This is a genomic window from Rivihabitans pingtungensis, from assembly GCF_003201855.1.
GTDB classification, from domain to species: domain Bacteria; phylum Pseudomonadota; class Gammaproteobacteria; order Burkholderiales; family Aquaspirillaceae; genus Rivihabitans; species Rivihabitans pingtungensis.
Genome location: NZ_QJKI01000001.1, coordinates 49,963 through 65,942, shown reverse-complemented (window position 1 = coordinate 65,942; position 15,980 = coordinate 49,963). Strand labels below are relative to the sequence as shown.

General features: G+C 67.0%; 16 protein-coding genes. 12 read left to right on the top strand and 4 right to left on the bottom strand.

Translation table 11 applies throughout. From position 1 onward, the window contains the following. The first annotated feature begins 31 nt into the window (after positions 1 to 31). The 7 genes from DFR34_RS00300 to cobD all read left to right on the top strand — a co-directional run bounded on the left by DFR34_RS00300 (position 32) and on the right by cobD (position 7,622). Complete coding sequence (locus DFR34_RS00300; protein WP_158281699.1) at positions 32 to 1,870, top strand: TonB-dependent receptor domain-containing protein; 1,839 nt, start codon at positions 32 to 34, stop codon at positions 1,868 to 1,870. After that, positions 1,867 to 2,883, top strand: coding sequence for a FecCD family ABC transporter permease (locus DFR34_RS00295; RefSeq protein WP_211309241.1), 1,017 nt, complete (start codon positions 1,867 to 1,869; stop codon positions 2,881 to 2,883). The genes DFR34_RS00300 and DFR34_RS00295 overlap by 4 nt, the downstream gene beginning before the upstream one ends. Further along, positions 2,880 to 3,653, top strand: a complete 774-nt coding sequence (locus DFR34_RS00290; protein ID WP_110389163.1) for an ABC transporter ATP-binding protein — start codon at positions 2,880 to 2,882, stop codon at positions 3,651 to 3,653. The genes DFR34_RS00295 and DFR34_RS00290 overlap by 4 nt, the downstream gene beginning before the upstream one ends. Positions 3,654 to 3,731: 78 nt before the next feature. Continuing rightward, a complete protein-coding gene (gene cobO, locus DFR34_RS00285) occupies positions 3,732 to 4,361 on the top strand; it encodes a cob(I)yrinic acid a,c-diamide adenosyltransferase (RefSeq protein ID WP_110389162.1) in 630 nt (209 codons plus the stop codon). Continuing rightward, positions 4,358 to 5,644, top strand: a complete 1,287-nt coding sequence (locus tag DFR34_RS00280; RefSeq protein WP_245906768.1) for a cobyrinic acid a,c-diamide synthase CobB — start codon at positions 4,358 to 4,360, stop codon at positions 5,642 to 5,644. Before cobO ends, DFR34_RS00280 begins: the two co-directional genes overlap by 4 nt. Next, positions 5,638 to 6,597: an adenosylcobinamide-phosphate synthase CbiB gene (gene cbiB / locus DFR34_RS00275; RefSeq protein WP_110389160.1), complete on the top strand. Its 960-nt coding sequence runs from the start codon at positions 5,638 to 5,640 to the stop codon at positions 6,595 to 6,597. The genes DFR34_RS00280 and cbiB overlap by 7 nt, the downstream gene beginning before the upstream one ends. Then, entirely contained in the window at positions 6,588 to 7,622 is a 1,035-nt protein-coding gene (cobD, locus tag DFR34_RS00270; protein WP_110389448.1) for a threonine-phosphate decarboxylase CobD, read from the top strand. The genes cbiB and cobD overlap by 10 nt, the downstream gene beginning before the upstream one ends. Positions 7,623 to 7,678: 56 nt before the next feature. On the opposite strand, the gene DFR34_RS00265 is transcribed toward cobD, so the two are convergent. Beyond that, positions 7,679 to 9,358: a SulP family inorganic anion transporter gene (locus DFR34_RS00265; protein WP_110389159.1), complete on the bottom strand. Its 1,680-nt coding sequence runs from the start codon at positions 9,356 to 9,358 to the stop codon at positions 7,679 to 7,681. A 439-nt stretch (positions 9,359 to 9,797) separates the two neighbouring features. On the opposite strand from DFR34_RS00265, the gene DFR34_RS00260 reads away from it, so the two are divergent. After that, a complete protein-coding gene (locus DFR34_RS00260) occupies positions 9,798 to 11,036 on the top strand; it encodes an RNA-guided endonuclease InsQ/TnpB family protein (RefSeq protein WP_110389158.1) in 1,239 nt (412 codons plus the stop codon). A 140-nt stretch (positions 11,037 to 11,176) separates the two neighbouring features. Further along, positions 11,177 to 11,842, top strand: a complete 666-nt coding sequence (locus DFR34_RS00255; protein WP_158281698.1) for an energy transducer TonB — start codon at positions 11,177 to 11,179, stop codon at positions 11,840 to 11,842. Positions 11,843 to 11,943: 101 nt separating this feature from the next. On the opposite strand, the gene DFR34_RS00250 is transcribed toward DFR34_RS00255, so the two are convergent. Continuing rightward, positions 11,944 to 12,282, bottom strand: coding sequence for a DMT family protein (locus DFR34_RS00250; protein WP_110389156.1), 339 nt, complete (start codon positions 12,280 to 12,282; stop codon positions 11,944 to 11,946). Between the two features lie 104 nt (positions 12,283 to 12,386). Here DFR34_RS00250 and DFR34_RS00245 point away from each other — a divergent pair, with 104 nt between their 5' ends. The 3 genes from DFR34_RS00245 to DFR34_RS00235 all read left to right on the top strand — a co-directional run bounded on the left by DFR34_RS00245 (position 12,387) and on the right by DFR34_RS00235 (position 14,400). Next, a complete protein-coding gene (locus DFR34_RS00245; protein ID WP_110389155.1) occupies positions 12,387 to 12,953 on the top strand; it encodes a peptidylprolyl isomerase in 567 nt (188 codons plus the stop codon). Between the two features lie 116 nt (positions 12,954 to 13,069). Then, the gene (locus tag DFR34_RS00240) at positions 13,070 to 13,573 is read left to right on the top strand and encodes a peptidylprolyl isomerase (protein WP_110389154.1); all 504 of its coding nucleotides are present in this window, start codon (positions 13,070 to 13,072) and stop codon (positions 13,571 to 13,573) included. Between the two features lie 107 nt (positions 13,574 to 13,680). Further along, complete coding sequence (locus DFR34_RS00235; protein WP_110389153.1) at positions 13,681 to 14,400, top strand: UDP-2,3-diacylglucosamine diphosphatase; 720 nt, start codon at positions 13,681 to 13,683, stop codon at positions 14,398 to 14,400. A gap of 98 nt (positions 14,401 to 14,498) precedes the next feature. Here the strand turns inward: DFR34_RS00235 and dmeF are convergent, their stop codons facing one another. Continuing rightward, positions 14,499 to 15,467 carry a CDF family Co(II)/Ni(II) efflux transporter DmeF gene (gene dmeF, locus DFR34_RS00230; protein WP_110389152.1) on the bottom strand — a complete coding sequence of 323 codons (969 nt, stop codon included), beginning with the start codon at positions 15,465 to 15,467 and terminating at the stop codon, positions 14,499 to 14,501. A 35-nt stretch (positions 15,468 to 15,502) separates the two neighbouring features. Continuing rightward, positions 15,503 to 15,775 (bottom strand): metal/formaldehyde-sensitive transcriptional repressor, encoded by a 273-nt coding sequence (locus DFR34_RS00225; protein ID WP_110389447.1) that lies wholly within the window; start codon positions 15,773 to 15,775, stop codon positions 15,503 to 15,505. Between the last annotated feature and the right edge of the window lie 205 nt (positions 15,776 to 15,980).

Below are 15,980 nucleotides of genomic sequence, written 5' to 3'. Positions count from 1 at the left end.
TCGCATGTCCCAGCATTGCAGGTTTTACCTCATGAATGTCTTCTTCCCCGGCCGGGTGCGCCATCTTGGCGCGCTGGCTTGTCTGGCGTGGGCCATGCCGTCTTTGGCCGCCGACGCCCTGTCTGAAATCACCGTCACCGCCGCGCGTCAGGCGCAGCCGCGCCAAGCCGCGCTGGCCGATGTCACCATCATCGACCGCGCCGAGCTGGATCGCGCCGGCCAGGATGCGCTGCCGCAACTGCTGGCGCGCGAGCGCGGCGTGGAAGTCGCCAGCAATGGCGGCATCCACAACAGCACCAGCGTGTTTATTCGCGGCGCCAACAGCAACCAGACCCTGGTGCTGGTGGACGGCCAACGCTTGGGCTCGGCCACCACCGGCGGCGCCGCGCTGGACGCCGTGCCGCTGGCCGCCATCGAGCGGGTGGAAATCCTGCGCGGCCCGTCCAGCAGCCTGTACGGCGCCGACGCCATTGGCGGGGTGATCAATATCATCACCCGCCAAGGTGAGGACGGCCCGGCCAAGCTGCGCGCCAGCATTGGCGCCGGCAGCGATGAAACCGTGCGCACGCAAGCGGCAGTCAGCGGCGGCAGCGACGGCTGGCGCTATGCCGTCAGCGGCGGCTATGGCCAGAGCGCCGGCTTTAGCGCCATCGCCAACACCGGCAGCAGCCAGTACAACCCCGACCGCGACGGCTACGCCGAGCGCAATGTGTCTGCCCAGCTCAGCCGCCAGTGGCAGCCGGGCCACAGCCTGGACGCGCGCTATCTGTACAGCCGGGTGAACAGCGAATACGACGGCAGCAAAACCGGCTACGACCGCACCCGCCAGATTGTTTCGGCGCTGAGCCTGGCCAGCAACAACCAGCTGACCAGCTGGTGGCACAGCCGCCTGCGCCTGGGCGAAACCCTGGACGACAGCACCACCTATTCGCAATACCCCTCGCAAATCCGCACCCGCCAGCGCCAATACAGCTGGCAAAACGACTTCACCCTGGCCGCCAGCCAGCGCCTGAGCCTGGCGCTGGAGCGGCTGGAAGAACGCGTCAGCAGCTCGGGCTTTGCCGGCAAGGCCCCGGCAGGGCGCAACACCAACTCGGCCACCCTGGTGTACGCCGGCCAGTTTGGCGACCACCATGTGCAGGCCAATCTGCGCCAGGACGACAACTCGGCCTACGGCGACAAAACCACTGGTGGCCTGAGCTATGGCTACGACCTCAGCCGCCAGTGGCGCGCCACGGTCAGCGGCAGCACCGGGTTTCGCGCGCCCACCTTCAACGAGCTGTACTACCCCGGCTACGGCCAGACGCAAATCCGCCCGGAAACCTCGCGCAATCTGGAAGCCAGCCTGCGTTATCAGGATGGCGGCAGCCAGGCCGGGCTGACCGTGTACCGCAACCGCGTGCATGATCTGATCGTCACCCAGCGCCCGTGCAGCGTGAAGGGCTATTTGTCCTGCGCCAATAACGTCAACCGCGCCGTGCTGGAAGGCGTCAGCCTGAGCCTGGGCCACAGCTGGGACAGCACCCGCGTGCGCGCCGACCTGGATTGGCAAAACCCGCACGACGCCGACACCGGCAAACGCCTGGCGCGCCGCGCCAGCCGGCTGGCCAAGTTCAGCGTCAATCAGGATTGGGCTGGCTGGGACCTGGGCGCGGAATGGCAGCTGAGCAACCGCCGTTACGACAATGTCGCCAACACCAACCCGCTGGGCGGCTATGGCCTGGTCAACCTCACCGCCAGCCGCGCGCTCAGCCGCGATTGGCAAGTGCAGGCGCGCTGGAACAATGTCGGCAACAAGCACTATGAACAAGCCAAGGACTACGGCGTGAGCGGCAGCACGCTGTTTGTCAATCTGGTGTATCAGCCGTGACCTTGGCCGCCCGCCCGCCCTGGCGCGCCCTCTGGCTGTTGCTGGCGCTGAGCCTGGCCACCGTGCTGGGCTTTGCCCTGGCCGCCGGCCTGGGCTCGGCGCAGCTGCGCCTGGACGAAGCCTGGGCGGCGCTCAGCGGGCGGGCAGCGGCGGATTCGCTGGCCAGCGCCTTGCTGGCGCTGCGGCTGGAGCGCGCCGTGGTGGCCTGGCACACCGGCGCGGCGCTGGCGCTGTCTGGCGTGCTGATGCAGGCGCTGCTGCGCAACCCGCTGGCCGACCCGTATATTCTGGGCGTGTCTGGCGGGGCGGCGGTGGGCGCCTTGCTGGCCCTGCTGCTGGGCCTGGCGCTGTGGTGGGTGGATGCCGGCGCGCTCTTGGGCGCGGCGGCGGTGTCGGCGCTGCTGCTGGGCCTGGCCCGGCGCGACTGGCAAGGCGGCCCGCTGGGCGCCACCTTGCTGCTGCTGACCGGGGTGATGCTGTCCACCGCCTGCTCGGCGCTGATCAGCCTGCTGCTGTCGCTGGCGCCGGACAGCCGGCTGCGGCCGATGGTGTTCTGGCTGATTGGCGATGTGTCGGCCAGCCGCTGGCAGCCGACCTTGAGCGTGCTGCTGCTGGCGGCGCTGGCGCTGTGCCTGCGCCAGGCGCGCGCCATCAATGTGCTGGCTTTTTATGGCGACGACGCCCACACCCTGGGTGTGCCCGCCGCCCGGCTGCGCCGGGTGTTGTTTCTCACCGCCGCCGCCCTGACCGCTGGCGCGGTGGCCAATGCCGGGAGCATTGGTTTTATTGGTCTGATGATTCCTCACGCCTGCCGCTTTGCCCTGGGCAGCGACCACCGCGTGCTGCTGCCGGCCGCCACCCTGGCCGGCGGCTTGTTATTGCTGCTGGCCGATGTGGCCGCGCGCACCGTGGTCGCGCCGATGCAGCTGCCGGTGGGCGTGATCACCGCCTTGATTGGCGTGCCGGCGTTTTTGTGGCAATTGCGCCAGGTGCGCCAGGGAGGCCGGGCATGAGCGCCTTGCTGGACAGCCAGGCGCTGACGTTGCGCGCCGACGGCCGCACCCTGCTCAATGCGCTGGACTGGCGGCTGGAGGCCGGCCAATGCTGGGCGGTGATTGGCCGCAACGGCGCCGGCAAATCCACCCTGCTGCGCACCCTGGCCGGCCTGCGCACCGCCGAAGGCGGGCGCATCCAGCTGGCCGGGCGGGCGCTGGCCGACTGGCCGCTGGCCGGGCGCGCGCGCCAACTGGGCTATTTGCCGCAAAGCTGGCGCGACGCCTTTGCCTGCCAGGTGCTGGACGCGCTGCTGATTGCCCGCCACCCGCATCGTCAGGCGTATTGGGACAGCGCCGAAGACATCGCCAGCGCGCGCGCCGCGCTGGCGGCGCTGGACATCGGCCACCTGGCCGCGCGCGACATCCGCACCCTGTCCGGCGGCGAGCGCCAGCGGGTGGCGGTGGCCGCGCTGCTGACCCAGGATGCGCCGCTCTTGCTGCTGGACGAACCCGCCGCCGCGCTGGACATCGGCCACCAGGCGCAATTGCTGGCGCTGCTGGCCGCGCGCTGCCAACGCCCCGGCCACGCGGTGATGCTGGTCAGCCATGAGCTGAACCTCACCCTGCAACACGCCAGCCACGCGCTGCTGTTGCTGGACGACGGCCGCTGGCGGGCCTTGCCGGTGGCCGAACTCAGCGACGAGCTGCTCAGCGCCTGCCTGGGCCATCCGCTGCTGGAGATCCAGCGCGATGGCCGCCGTTACTGGCTGCCGGCCGCCGGGCCGTAGCATACGGCCAAATAACGCATCAAAATTGCCACGTTTTTCAGGCATCATCGCCCTGCTTTTTCGCCAAGGACGCCCCCCATGACCGCAGCTGCAACCCCTTCGGAAGACCCCGCCCGCGCCGAACGCCACCGCGCCCGCATGGCGCGCAAAAAGGCGCTGATTGATGACCGCATCGCCCAGGCGCAAGGCCAGGCCGGCGTGCTGCTGGTGACATGCGGCAATGGCAAGGGCAAAAGCTCCAGCGCCTTTGGCATGGTGGCGCGCGCACTGGGCCATGGCATGAAAGTGGGCATTGTCCAGTTCATCAAGGGCGCCATCGCCACTGGCGAAGAGCAGTTTTTTCGCCGTTTTCCCGACGAAGTGCAGTTTCATGTGATGGGCGAGGGCTACACCTGGAACACCCAGGACCGCGCCCGCGACATCGCCAGCGCCGAACGCGCCTGGGACAAGGCATGCGAGCTGCTGCGCGACCCGGCCATTGGCCTGGTGGTGCTGGACGAGCTGAACATCGCCCTCAAATACCAATACCTCGACCTGGAAAAAGTCCTCGATGACCTGGCCGCCCGCCCGCCGATGCAGCATGTGGTGGTCACCGGCCGTGGCGCGCCGCCCGCGCTGATCGAGCTGGCCGACACCGCCACCGATATGCAGCTGCTCAAGCACGCCTTTGCCAGCGGCATTGCCGCCCAGCCGGGGATCGAGTGGTGAGCGCGCGCGCCATCCTGGTGGCCGCCGCCGCCTCGGGCCAGGGCAAAACCACGGTCACCGCCGCGCTGGCGCGCCGGCTGCGCCGTGACGGCGCACGGGTGCGGGCGTTCAAAACCGGGCCGGATTTTCTTGATCCGCTGACCCTGGCGCGCGCCAGCGGCGCCGAGGTGGACACTCTGGATTTATGGATGGTGGGCGAAGCCGGTTGCCGCCAACGCCTGGCCGCCGCCGCGCAAGACGCCGACTGGATTCTGGTGGAAGCCGTGATGGGCTTGTACGACGGCGCGCCCTCGTCCGCCGACCTGGCCAATCGCTTTGGCCTGCCGGTGCTGGCGGTGCTGGATGCGCGCGCCATGGCGCAAACGGCTGGCGCGCTGGCGCTGGGCCTGCGCGACTACGGCCCGGTGCAACTGGCCGGCGTGCTGGCCAACCGGGTGGCCGGCGACAGCCACGCCGCCATGGTGGCCGAATCGCTGCGCGATATTCCGCTATTGGGCCATTTGCCGCGCCAGGCGCAGTCACTGCCCGAGCGCCATCTGGGCCTGGGCCTGCCCGACGAGCTGGCCGACTTTGACGCCCGGCTGGACGCGCTGGCCGACAGCCTGGTGCTGGACGACGCCGCCTGGCAGGCGCTGCCCCGCCTGACCCTGCCGCCCGAGCCGGCCCCGGCGCTGCCGCCGCTGCTGGCCGGCCGCCGGCTGGCGCTGGCGCGCGACGCCGCGTTTGCCTTTGTCTACCCGGCCAATCTGGCCTGCCTGCGCGCGCTGGGCGCTGAGCTGGTGGAATTCTCACCACTGGCCGACCAGCCCCTCCCGGCCGGGGTGGACGCGCTGTATCTGCCCGGCGGCTACCCCGAGCTGCACGCCGAAACACTCAGCCGCGCCCGCGCCTGGCAAGCCAGCGTGCGCGCCGCCCACGCCGCCGGCCTGCCGATCTGGGCCGAGTGCGGCGGCATGATGGCGCTGGCCGACGCCATCGAAACCATGGACGGCCACAGCTGGGGCATGGCCGGCCTGCTGCCGGGCGTGGCGCATATGCAAGACCGGCTGGCCGGCCTGGGTGGGCAAGCCTGGGGCGCGCTGCGCGGGCATACGTTTCATTATTCGCGGCTGGAGCTGCCGCCCGAGCCGCAGGCGCACACCGTCAGCCAGCGCGGCGGCGGACGCGGCGAGGCGATTTATCGGGTGGGCAGTTTGCAGGCCAGTTATTTTCATGCCTACTTTCCGTCCGCCCCCGAGCAGGCGGCAGCCTTGTTCTTGCCTGCGGAAGACCGCCCATGCTGAGCGGCTTGCCGGCCTGGTTGCTGGCGCTGTGCCTGCTGGCCGGCGTGGCCCTGGACGCCTGGTGGGGCGAGCCGCGCCGCTGGCATCCGCTGGTGGGCTTTGGCTGGCTGGCGCAGCGGCTGGAAGCGCGGCTCAACCGGGGCGGCGCGCGGCTGTGGCGCGGCGCGCTGGCCTGGGCGCTGCTGGTGGCCCCGGCGCCGCTGGCGCTGGCGGCGCTCCTGGCCGCCTTGCCCGACAGCCCAAGCGGCTGGGCGCTGGCCGCCGGCCTGCACGCGCTGGCGCTGTACGCCGCGCTGGGCCTGCGCAGCCTGGCCGAACACACCCGGCCGATTGCCCGCGCGCTGGCCGCCGGCCGGCTGGACGAAGCGCGCCAGCGCACCGGCTGGATTGTCAGCCGCGACACCGCCCACGCCAGCCCGGACGAACTGGCCAAGGCCACCGTTGAATCCCTGCTGGAAAACGGCAACGACGCGGTGTTTGGCGCGCTGTTCTGCTTTATGCTGGCCGGCGGCCCCGGCGTGCTGGCCTTCCGGCTGGCCAACACCCTGGACGCCATGTGGGGCTACCGCTCGCCGCGTTTTAATTTATTTGGCCGCTGCGCCGCCCGGCTGGACGATGTGTTCAACTACCTGCCGGCGCGGCTGACCGCGCTCAGCTACGCGCTGCTGGGCGAGCGCCAACGCGCCTGGCGCAGCTGGCGCAGCCAAGCGCCAGCCTGGCCCTCGCCCAACGCCGGCCCGGTGATGGCCGCTGGCGCTGGCGCGCTGGGCCTCAGCCTGGGCGGCGCGGCGCGCTACGACGGCATCGACGAAATCCGCCCGCCGCTGGGCGAAGGCCGGCCCGCCGCGCCCGCCGACATCGAACGCGCCTGGCGGCTGGTGCGTGGCAGCTGCCTGTTATGGCTGGCGCTGGCCGTGCTGGCCGCCGCCGGCTGGGAGTGGGCATGCCGCTGACTGCCCTGCTCACCCCGCCGCCGCGCCCGCCGCACGGCGGCAATTTGCACGCCGCCATCGCCCGCTTTGGCGGCGCGCCGGCCGATTGGCTGGATTTGTCCGCCGCGCTGAACCCGCAGCCCTATTCACCGCCGCCGCTGCCAGATGGTGTGTGGCAGGCGCTGCCGCCGCCGCCCAGCGCGCTGCTGGACGCCGCGCGCAGCTACTACCGCGCCGATGCGCTCTTGGCCAGCGCCGGCAGCCAGGCCGCCATCCACACCCTGCCGCGCCTGCGCCGCGCCAGCCAGGTGACGCTGGCGGCGCCGATGTACGCCGAACACCGCTGGGGCTGGCAAGCCGCCGGTCATGCGCTCAGCGACTGCCCGCACCGGACCGAAGCACTGCTGCACGCCGCCGGCCACAGCGAGGTGCTGGTGCTGTGCCAGCCCAATAACCCCGGCGGCGAATGCATCGAGCCGGAAGTGCTGCTGGCCTGCGCACGGCGGCTGGCCGAGCGCGGCGGCTGGCTGCTGGTGGACGAAGCCTTTATTGACGCCACCCCCGAGGCCAGCGTGATCAGCCAGGTGCACGCCCACCCCAATCTGATTGTGCTGCGCTCGCTGGGCAAATTCTTTGGCCTGGCCGGGCTGCGCCTGGGCATGGTGGCCGCCCACCCGACCATCCTGGCCGCGCTGGACGCCGCGTTAGGGCCATGGACGATCAGCGCCGCCGCCCAACACATCGCCCACGCCGCGCTGACCGACGCCGACTGGATCGCCGCCGCCCGCCAACGCCTGCCGCAAGACAGCGCCCGCCTGGCGGCGCTGCTGGCCGAGCACGGCCTGGCCTCGGTGGGCACGGCGCTGTTTCGCACCTGCCCACACCCGCACGCCGAGGCCCTGCACCAGGCGCTGGCGGCGCAACGGGTATGGACACGCGTATTGCCCGGCGCGCTGCGCTTTGGGTTGCCGGGCGGGGAAAGGCAGTGGCAGCAACTGGCGCAAAGTCTGGCGGCCGATTCATGCCGACATGTCATACGCCGATAAAAACATCAAGCCGGCTATCCATCTGCCGGCTTGATGTTTTCAGGCGTAGGCAAACGTCACACACTATCCGTACGCAGCAACTCCTGCGCGCGGGTCAGCGCGGCGGCCAGGTCTGGCTGCACATTGCGCTCGCCAACATGCTCGGCCAGTTGCGAATCCACCAGCATCTTGGCGGTGTCGCCGCCGGCCCCGCACAGCACCAGTGCGCGGCCGCCCTGGCGCAGCTTGTCGTTGAGCTCGTCCAGCGCCAATAAGCCGGTGGTGTCCAGCAAGACTAACCGGTGCATTTGCAAAATCACCACCTTGCAGCCGGCGCTGCCGGCCAGCACGGTGTCCAGGGTGTCGGCGGCGCCAAAAAACAGCGCGCCTTCCACCCGAAACGCCGCGCAGCCGTCGGGCAGGGTTTTGCCGGCAATCGAGTGGCGCTCAAACAGATACGCGTGCTCGGGTTGCAGCTTTTGCACCGTGGTGCTGCTGGCCATGCGCTGGATAAAAAACACCGCAGCCAGCAACAGGCCGATTTGCACCGCCACGGTAAGGTCAAACGCCACGGTCAGGGCAAAAGTCACCGCCACAATCAAGGTGTCGCGCTTGGGAAAATGCAGCGCCTTGCGGATGTCCCAGTCGCCCATTTTCAGCGCCACCGAAATCAAGATCGCCGCCAGCGCCGCCAGGGGGATATAGCGCGCCAGCGGCGCGGCAACCAGGATGATCAGCAGCAGCAAGAGGGCGTGGATGATGCCGGCCATTGGCGTTTTGCCGCCGTTATTGATATTGGTGGCGGTGCGGGCAATGGCGCCGGTGGCGGCGATGCCACCAAAAAACGGCACCACCACATTGGCGATGCCTTGGGCAATCAGCTCTTGATTGGCATCGTGCTTGTCGCCGGTCATTGAATCTGCCACCACCGCGCACAGCAAGGATTCAATCGCCCCCAGCAGGGCAATGGTGAAGGCCGGGGCCAAAAGGTCGGACAGGTGGTTCAGATCCAGCGTCAGCATGCGAAATTCCGGCAGCCCCTGCGGGATGCCGCCAAACTTGCTGCCGATGGTAGCCACCGGCAGCGCCAGCGCGGCAGTCAGCACACTGGCCAGCACCAGCGCCACAAACGGCGCGGGCAGCAGTTTGTTGAGCTTTTTCGGCCAGAACACAATCAGCGCCAGGCAGCCGGCCGACAGCGCCAGGGTGGCCGGGTGAAACTGCGCCAGCGTCTGGTTCAGCGTTTGCAGGGTGGCAAAAAACCCTGAGGGCATCTGCGCCACCGGCAGGCCAAAAAAGTCTTTCAGCTGAGTCAGAAAGATCAGCACGGCAATGCCATTGGTGAAGCCCGTCACCAGCGGCATGGGGAAAAACTTGATGATCTGCCCCATGCGCAGCAGGCCCATGGCGATCAGCATCAAGCCGGCCAAAAACGTGCACAGCAATAAATTGGCTACGCCGTACTTCACGGCGATGCCATACAGGATGACAATATACGCTCCGGTGGGCCCGCCAATGCACAGGCGGGTGCCGCCCAGCGCGGAAATCAAACAGCCGGCAATCACCGCGGTGAAAATGCCGGCTTGCGGGCTGACGCCGCTGGCCATGGCAAACGCCATCGCCAAGGGCAGGGCGACGATGCCAACCACCACGCCGGCGGCCAGATCGTCACGAAACGTAGCAAATGAATACCCACGCAGGGTGTCCAGCAGGCGCGGGCGAAACCAGCGTGCTGTGGGTGAGGCGGCAGCAGACATGAATTGGGGCTTCCTTGTGCCGGCAGGCGCCGGGATAGTCTCTCTCCTGATCCGGCCGGCGCTCTTGGCCACGGCGCACCCTGAACATGGCGCCGGGCGGCTTCTGCATGGCCGCGTCTGGCGCAGGGTGTGGCTGGCGTGCTGGCGTCTTGCCGCCCTGGGGCGGGGGCCGGGACGATGCGGAAGGCTCGCATGGCCTTCTTGGAGCGGCTCACAAAACTCAGCGAAGCGATCGAAGCGATCCTGGCTAGGCGTGCGCAGACAGTGCGGGTAGTCCGGCAAGGTCGGGCAACAACGCCAGGAGGGTTTTGTTAGCCGCTCTTAGCGCCGGTAATCTTAGCACTTTATGTGCCTGACCCAGTGCGCGACAAGCCTCAGCCTTCAGGCCGGGGAAGGATAGCGCGGACGGCGCAGCCGTCCTTTGGGATATGATTGAGCCATGCAACGACTTCAAGCCTTCAAATACGAACTGATGCCGAACGGCGAACAGCAGCGCCAGATGCGCCGCTTCGCCGGCTTGTGCCGTGTCGTGTTCAACGAGGCGCTGAACTTGCAGAAAACGCGCTACGAGCAAGGGGAGAAGAAGCTCGGCTACGCTGGACTGTGCAAGGAACTCACGGCATGGCGCAACGGCGCACCGCTGCCATCGGGACGCACTGCGCCATGGCTGTCCGAGGGGCCGGCACACACGCAGCAACAGACGCTTAAAGACCTGGAACGGGCCTACAGCAACTTCTTTGCCAAGCGAGCCGACTTCCCGCGCTTCAAGAAAAAAAACCAGTCCGACAGCTTCCGCTACCCCGACCCGAAACAGGTCAAGCTCGATCAGTCCAACTGCCGCATCTTCCTGCCCAAGCTCGGCTGGCTGCGCTACCGCAACAGCCGCGAGGTGCTGGGCGCGGTGAGGAACATCACCGTGAGCCAGTCTTGCGGAAAATGGTTCGTGAGCATCCAGACCGAACGTGAGGTCGAACAGCCCATCCCCAACGGCGGCGCGGTCGGCATCGACATGGGCATTGCCCGGTTCGCCACGCTCTCGGACGGCGTGTTCTACGCGCCGCTCAACAGTTTCAAGCGGCATGAAACGGCTCTGCGGAAAGCGCAGCAGACGATGAGCCGCAAAGTGAAATTCAGCAGCAACTGGAAGAAGGCGAAAGCCAGAGTGCAACGCATCCACGCCCGCATCGGCAATGCCCGCCGCGACTACCTGCACAAGACCTCCACCACGATCAGCCAAAACCACGCGATGGTGTGTATCGAGGACTTGCAGGTGCGGAACATGTCCAAATCGGCGGCAGGCACAACCGAAAGTCCGGGCAGAAAGGTTCGGGCCAAGTCCGGCCTGAACAAGGCCATCCTCGACCAAGGCTGGGCCGAGTTCCGCCGCCAGTTGGACTACAAGCTGGCGTGGAACGGCGGACATCTCATCGCCGTGCCGCCGCAGAACACGAGCCGCACCTGTCCGAGTTGCGGCCATGTGTCGAAAGACAATCGACAGACACAAGCCAAGTTTGAATGCGTCGAATGCGGCTTTGAAGAAAACGCCGATGTCGTCGGCGCGATTAACGTATTAAGGGCGGGACACGCCCGGTTAGCCTGTGAAGTGAGCGGTGCAGTCATGCCGCCAGCAGCAGGAACTCACCGAAGCGATTCAGGGGTGGCGCAATGCCGCGCCTGAACGCCGTAGGAATCTCCGGCCTGAAGGCTGGGGAGGATGTCAAAAATCAAGGGTTAATTACGATGTCTTTGACATGGCGGGCGTCCGCTGAATGGGATAGGCGCTGGGCGCTGGGGTTGGTGATTTCATTGCTGTTGCATGTGAGCGCACTCACGCTGTGGCCGCGCCACGCCCCCACGCCGCCCACCGCGGGCGAGCCGTTGGCGGTGCGCCTGCTGCCCGTCGGCCCGGCCGCCAGTGCGCCAGCCAGCCCCTTGCCCGCCGCGCCCATGCCACCTGCGCCTAAACACACGACCCCCCCCGAGCCGCGCCCGACGCCGCCTGCCCGCAAGCCCGAGCCACGGCCGGCGTCCACCCGCCCGCTGAGCACGCCCAGCCCAAGCGCCACCCCGGCGGCGGCTGCGCCAGCCAGCGCACCAGCGGCGGCGGCATCGTCCAGCAACAACAGCGCCAACTCAGCCGCCGCCAGCACAGGCCCAGCGGCAGGCGCGGGCGGCGGCGAAGCGCGCACCCCCGCCCGTTGGCAGGCCGCCTACCTGCACAACCCGCCGCCCGACTATCCCTGGCAGGCGCGCCAGCGCGGCCAGCAGGGTGTGGTGTGGTTGAGTGTGGAAGTGTCTGCTGCGGGCGAATGCGCGCAGGCCAGCGTGTTGCGCAGCAGCGGCGTGTCGGCGCTGGATCAGGCGGCGCTGGCCGCCGTGCGGCGCTGGCGCTTTGTGCCGGCCCGCCAGGGGCAAACGCCAGTGGAGTCAAAAGTGGAAATCCCCATTCGCTTCAAACTCAGCGATGAGGGCGCGGAGGAATAAGCACGCGCATAAAACGCAGCACAGCGCGCCTGGCCAGGCGCGCGCAGACAGTGCAACAAGTACGGCAAGACGGTACAACAACGCCAGGGGGCGACGCTCTGTTACCCCCGAAACATAAAATACACCGCCCCCAGAATGCACAGCGCCGCCCAGACATAATCCCACTTGAACGGCTGATCCATATACAACACGGCAAACGGGATGAACACGCTGAGCGAAATCACCTCCTGGATGATCTTCAGCTGCGACAGGTTCAGCACGCCGTAGCCGATGCGGTTGGCCGGCACTTGCAGCAGGTATTCAAACAGGGCGATGCCCCAGCTGGCCAGCGCCGCCATCCACCACGGGCTGGCGGCGTGGTTTTTCAGGTGGGCGTACCAGGCAAAGGTCATGAACACATTGGAGCAGATCAAGAGGGCAACAGAATAGAGAACAGGCATGGCAGCAGAAACAGTCTGGGCAGAAGTGGTAGAATGCGCCGCGACGGGGCGGCGAGCGCCGCCATGATACCCAAACTCACCGCTGTACTGACAGGATATTGCTGATGCGCAAGCTGCTTACCCTCGTGCTGTTCACCCTGCTGCCCGCGCTGGTCTGGGCGGCCAACCCGAAAGTGGAGCTGACCACCAATCTGGGCAAGATCGAGCTGGAGCTCTACCCAGAAAAAGCCCCCAAGTCGGTGGAAAACTTTCTGCGCTATGTCAACGATGGCCAATACAATGGCACGGTGTTTCACCGGGTGATTGCCGGCTTTATGGTGCAGGGCGGCGGCTTTGACAAAACCATGGTCGAGCGCCCCACCCGCGCGCCGATCGCCAACGAGGCCAATAACGGCCTGAAAAACGAGCCGGGCACACTGGCCATGGCGCGCACCATGGCCCCGCATTCGGCCACCGCGCAATTTTTCATCAACGTGGCCAATAATGAATTTCTCAACCATCGCGGCCAGAGCATGCAAGGCTGGGGCTATGCGGTGTTTGGTCGGGTGACCCAGGGCATGGACGTGGTCGAGCGCATCGCCAAGACGCCGACCACCACCCGCGGCATGTACCAGGATATGCCGGTCAGCGCCGTGGTGATTGAAAAAGCCGTGGTGCTGAAAACCGAATAATCCCGCCGCGCCCTGGCTTCACGGCCGGGCGCGGGCGGCGTTTGCCCACCTGACGATGACCATTTCGCCCCGGCGTTCGGCCGGCGGCGACTGTTTTTTGACGAGGAAGACTCTACATGATCAAGCTGACCACCACCCTGGGTGACATCACCCTGCAACTGTACCCGGAAAAAGCCCCCAAGACCGTGGCCAACTTCGAAGAATACGTGCGCAACGGCCACTACGACGGCACGCTGTTTCACCGTGTGATCAATGGCTTCATGATCCAGGGCGGCGGCTTTGCCAGCGGCATGGTGCAAAAGCCCACCGGCGAAGCCATCCCCAACGAAGCCAACAACGGCCTGTCCAACAAGCCGTACACCATCGCCATGGCGCGCACCATGGCCCCGCACTCGGCCACCGCCCAGTTCTTCATCAACGTGGCCGACAACGCCCCGCTGAACTTCACCGCAGAAAACCTGCAAGGCTGGGGCTACTGCGTGTTTGGCGAAGTGGTGGAAGGCCAGGACGTGGTGGACAAGATCAAGACGGTGAAAACCGGCCGCCACGGCCCGCATCAGGACGTACCGGTGGAAGAAGTGCAGATCATCAAGGCGGAAATCATCGAAGACGCTGCCTAAATAAGCCGGTGCGCGCGCCCTGCCGTGACTTGGCATGACGCCGCCCGCCCGGCGCGCCCCTGGCGGCGCGCCGGGCCTTTCTTTTCTGTTTGCCCGCCTGCCGCCTTGTGACCACCCTGTTTCTTGCTGACTTGCACCTCTCGCCCGACACACCGGCGCTTAACGCCCGTTTTCAGGCGTTTTTGCGCGCGCACGCCGGCCAGGTGGAGGCGCTGTATATCCTGGGCGATTTATTCGAATTCTGGCTGGGCGACGACGACGACCGGCCATTCACCCGCGACTGTCTGAGCTGGCTGGCGGCGTTTGCCCGGCAAACGCCACTCTATGTGCTGCCCGGCAACCGGGATTTTTTATTGGGCGCCGGCTTTTGCCGCGCCAGCGGCGCCACGCTGCTGAGCGAGCCGCACGCGCTGACGCTGTATGGCCGGCCGTATCTGCTATGCCATGGCGACGCGCTGTGCCGTGATGATGTCGCCTACCAGCGGTTTCGCCGCAAGGTGCGCCAGCGCTGGCGGCAATGGCTATTTCTGGCCCTGCCGCTGGCCTGGCGCGCGCGGCTGGTGGGTGCGGTGCGCCAGGAGACCGGCCAGGCCAAGATGCACAAAAGCGCCGCCATCATGGACGTCAATCAAGACGCCGTGGACGAACTGCTCAACGCCGCGCCCAGCGGCAGTGTGCTGATCCACGGCCACACCCACCGCCCGGCCCACCACCAATGGACACACCACGGCCAAGCCCGCCAGCGCTGGGTGATCCGCGACTGGCGCGACGAGGGCGGCGGCTATCTGGCGGTGGACGCCAACGGCGTGCGGGCATTGTCTTGTTAGCCGCCGCTCACAAAACCTCCTGACCTTGTGACGTGGCCTGACCGTACTGTGTTTTTACTGCCTGCGGCCGCACACCTGACCAGGAGGGCGGCACACCCTCAGGCCGCGTGGACTTCCACATTGACATGCGCCAAGCCGCTCACCCCGGTCAATCTGGCCTTGTAGGCGGCCGGGCTGGCCGGGCGCGCCGCGCTCAGCGCCACAATGGCGGCATGCTGGCCTGGGCCGATTTGCCAGACGTGCAAATCCAGCACGCCGACATCGTCGCCCAGCGCCTGGGTAATCGCCTCGGTCATCCCGGACGGCGCCGCATCCAGCAGCACATCCGCCGTGCTGTGCAACAAGCCACGGCCCCACCGCACAATCACCACCGCCCCCACCAGCCCCATGACCGGATCCAGCCAGCTCCAGCCATAACGCTGGCCCAGCAAGAGCGCCACAATCGCCAGCACCGAGGTCAGGGCATCGGCCAGCACATGCAGATAAGCCGCGCGCAAATTGTGGTCGTGGTGATCGTGATGATGATGGCCGGCATGGTTGTGGCCATGGTCGTGGCCGTGATGATGATGGGCGTGATCATCGTGCAGCAGCCAGGCCGAGACCAGGTTTACCGCCAGCCCCAGCGCAGCCACGGCGATGGCCTCGCCATATTCGATCGGTGTGGGCGCCAGCAAGCGCGCCACGCTTTCCCAGGCCATGATCAGCGCCACGCCAATCAGGATCAGCGCGCTGGCAAAACCCGCCAGGTCGCCCACCTTGCCGGCGCCAAAGCTGTGGCGCGCCTCGCCTGCGGCACGTTGGGCATAGCGATAAGCCAGCACGGTGATCAGCATCGCCCCGGCGTGGGTGGCCATATGCCAGCCATCGGCCAGCAGCGCCATCGAGCCAAACCAGGTGCCGGCCAGGATTTCACCGACCATCATGGCCAGGGTCAGCGCCATCACCCCGCCGACCCGGCGGGCATTGCGTTGGTGATCCGCCCCCAGAAAATCATGGGCATGACGGGCAGCAAAACCGGCGGGCAAGGGCGGCAGGCCGGGGCGACGGTAACGGGGGGAAGGGCTCATGAGGGTTCCAGAATCAGATTCATTAAAGACGGGGTTCAACGCACATAGGTGCGCAGCACCGCAGATAACTCGTCCACGGCTTGGACGCGTGCTGTTTCACTCTCGGCGGCCAGCACATGCTCACGCAGATGGCCCTCCATCAGCTCAGCCGTCAGGCCATTCAATGCGCCACGGATGGAAGCCAGCTGTTGCAGCACATCGGCACATGGCGCTTGCGCCAGCAGCGCGCGTTCCAGCGCCTGCATTTGCCCGGTCAACCGACGCACGCGCGCCAGTAATTTGGCTTGATCCTGTTGGGTGTGAGACATGAAGCCCTCCTGGGGCTGGCGGTGATGAGCGTCGCTCACCCAATCCTTTTCTGCTTGGGGTGCAGTCTGCCGCCCAGAACGCTGCGCAGGATTGGGCCAGCAACGCTAAATATAGGGTAGGGGACTATATTACACTCAAGCCAAAGATGACCCAAGGTTGCCAGCGCCAGGCATCACGGTTAAGGTGACGCTTTGTTGCGCCGCC

Coding starts and splice junctions, on each gene's coding strand:
- dmeF (WP_110389152.1), bottom strand. CDS start 15,467: ATGAGCCCTTCCCCCCGTTACCGTCGCCCCGGCCTGCCGCCCTTGCCC.
- cbiB (WP_110389160.1), top strand. CDS start 5,638: ATGCTGAGCGGCTTGCCGGCCTGGTTGCTGGCGCTGTGCCTGCTGGCC.
- cobO (WP_110389162.1), top strand. CDS start 3,732: ATGACCGCAGCTGCAACCCCTTCGGAAGACCCCGCCCGCGCCGAACGC.
- DFR34_RS00245 (WP_110389155.1), top strand. CDS start 12,387: ATGCGCAAGCTGCTTACCCTCGTGCTGTTCACCCTGCTGCCCGCGCTG.
- DFR34_RS00300 (WP_158281699.1), top strand. CDS start 32: ATGAATGTCTTCTTCCCCGGCCGGGTGCGCCATCTTGGCGCGCTGGCT.
- DFR34_RS00225 (WP_110389447.1), bottom strand. CDS start 15,775: ATGTCTCACACCCAACAGGATCAAGCCAAATTACTGGCGCGCGTGCGT.
- DFR34_RS00265 (WP_110389159.1), bottom strand. CDS start 9,358: ATGTCTGCTGCCGCCTCACCCACAGCACGCTGGTTTCGCCCGCGCCTG.
- DFR34_RS00290 (WP_110389163.1), top strand. CDS start 2,880: ATGAGCGCCTTGCTGGACAGCCAGGCGCTGACGTTGCGCGCCGACGGC.
- DFR34_RS00260 (WP_110389158.1), top strand. CDS start 9,798: ATGCAACGACTTCAAGCCTTCAAATACGAACTGATGCCGAACGGCGAA.
- DFR34_RS00240 (WP_110389154.1), top strand. CDS start 13,070: ATGATCAAGCTGACCACCACCCTGGGTGACATCACCCTGCAACTGTAC.
- cobD (WP_110389448.1), top strand. CDS start 6,588: ATGCCGCTGACTGCCCTGCTCACCCCGCCGCCGCGCCCGCCGCACGGC.
- DFR34_RS00250 (WP_110389156.1), bottom strand. CDS start 12,282: ATGCCTGTTCTCTATTCTGTTGCCCTCTTGATCTGCTCCAATGTGTTC.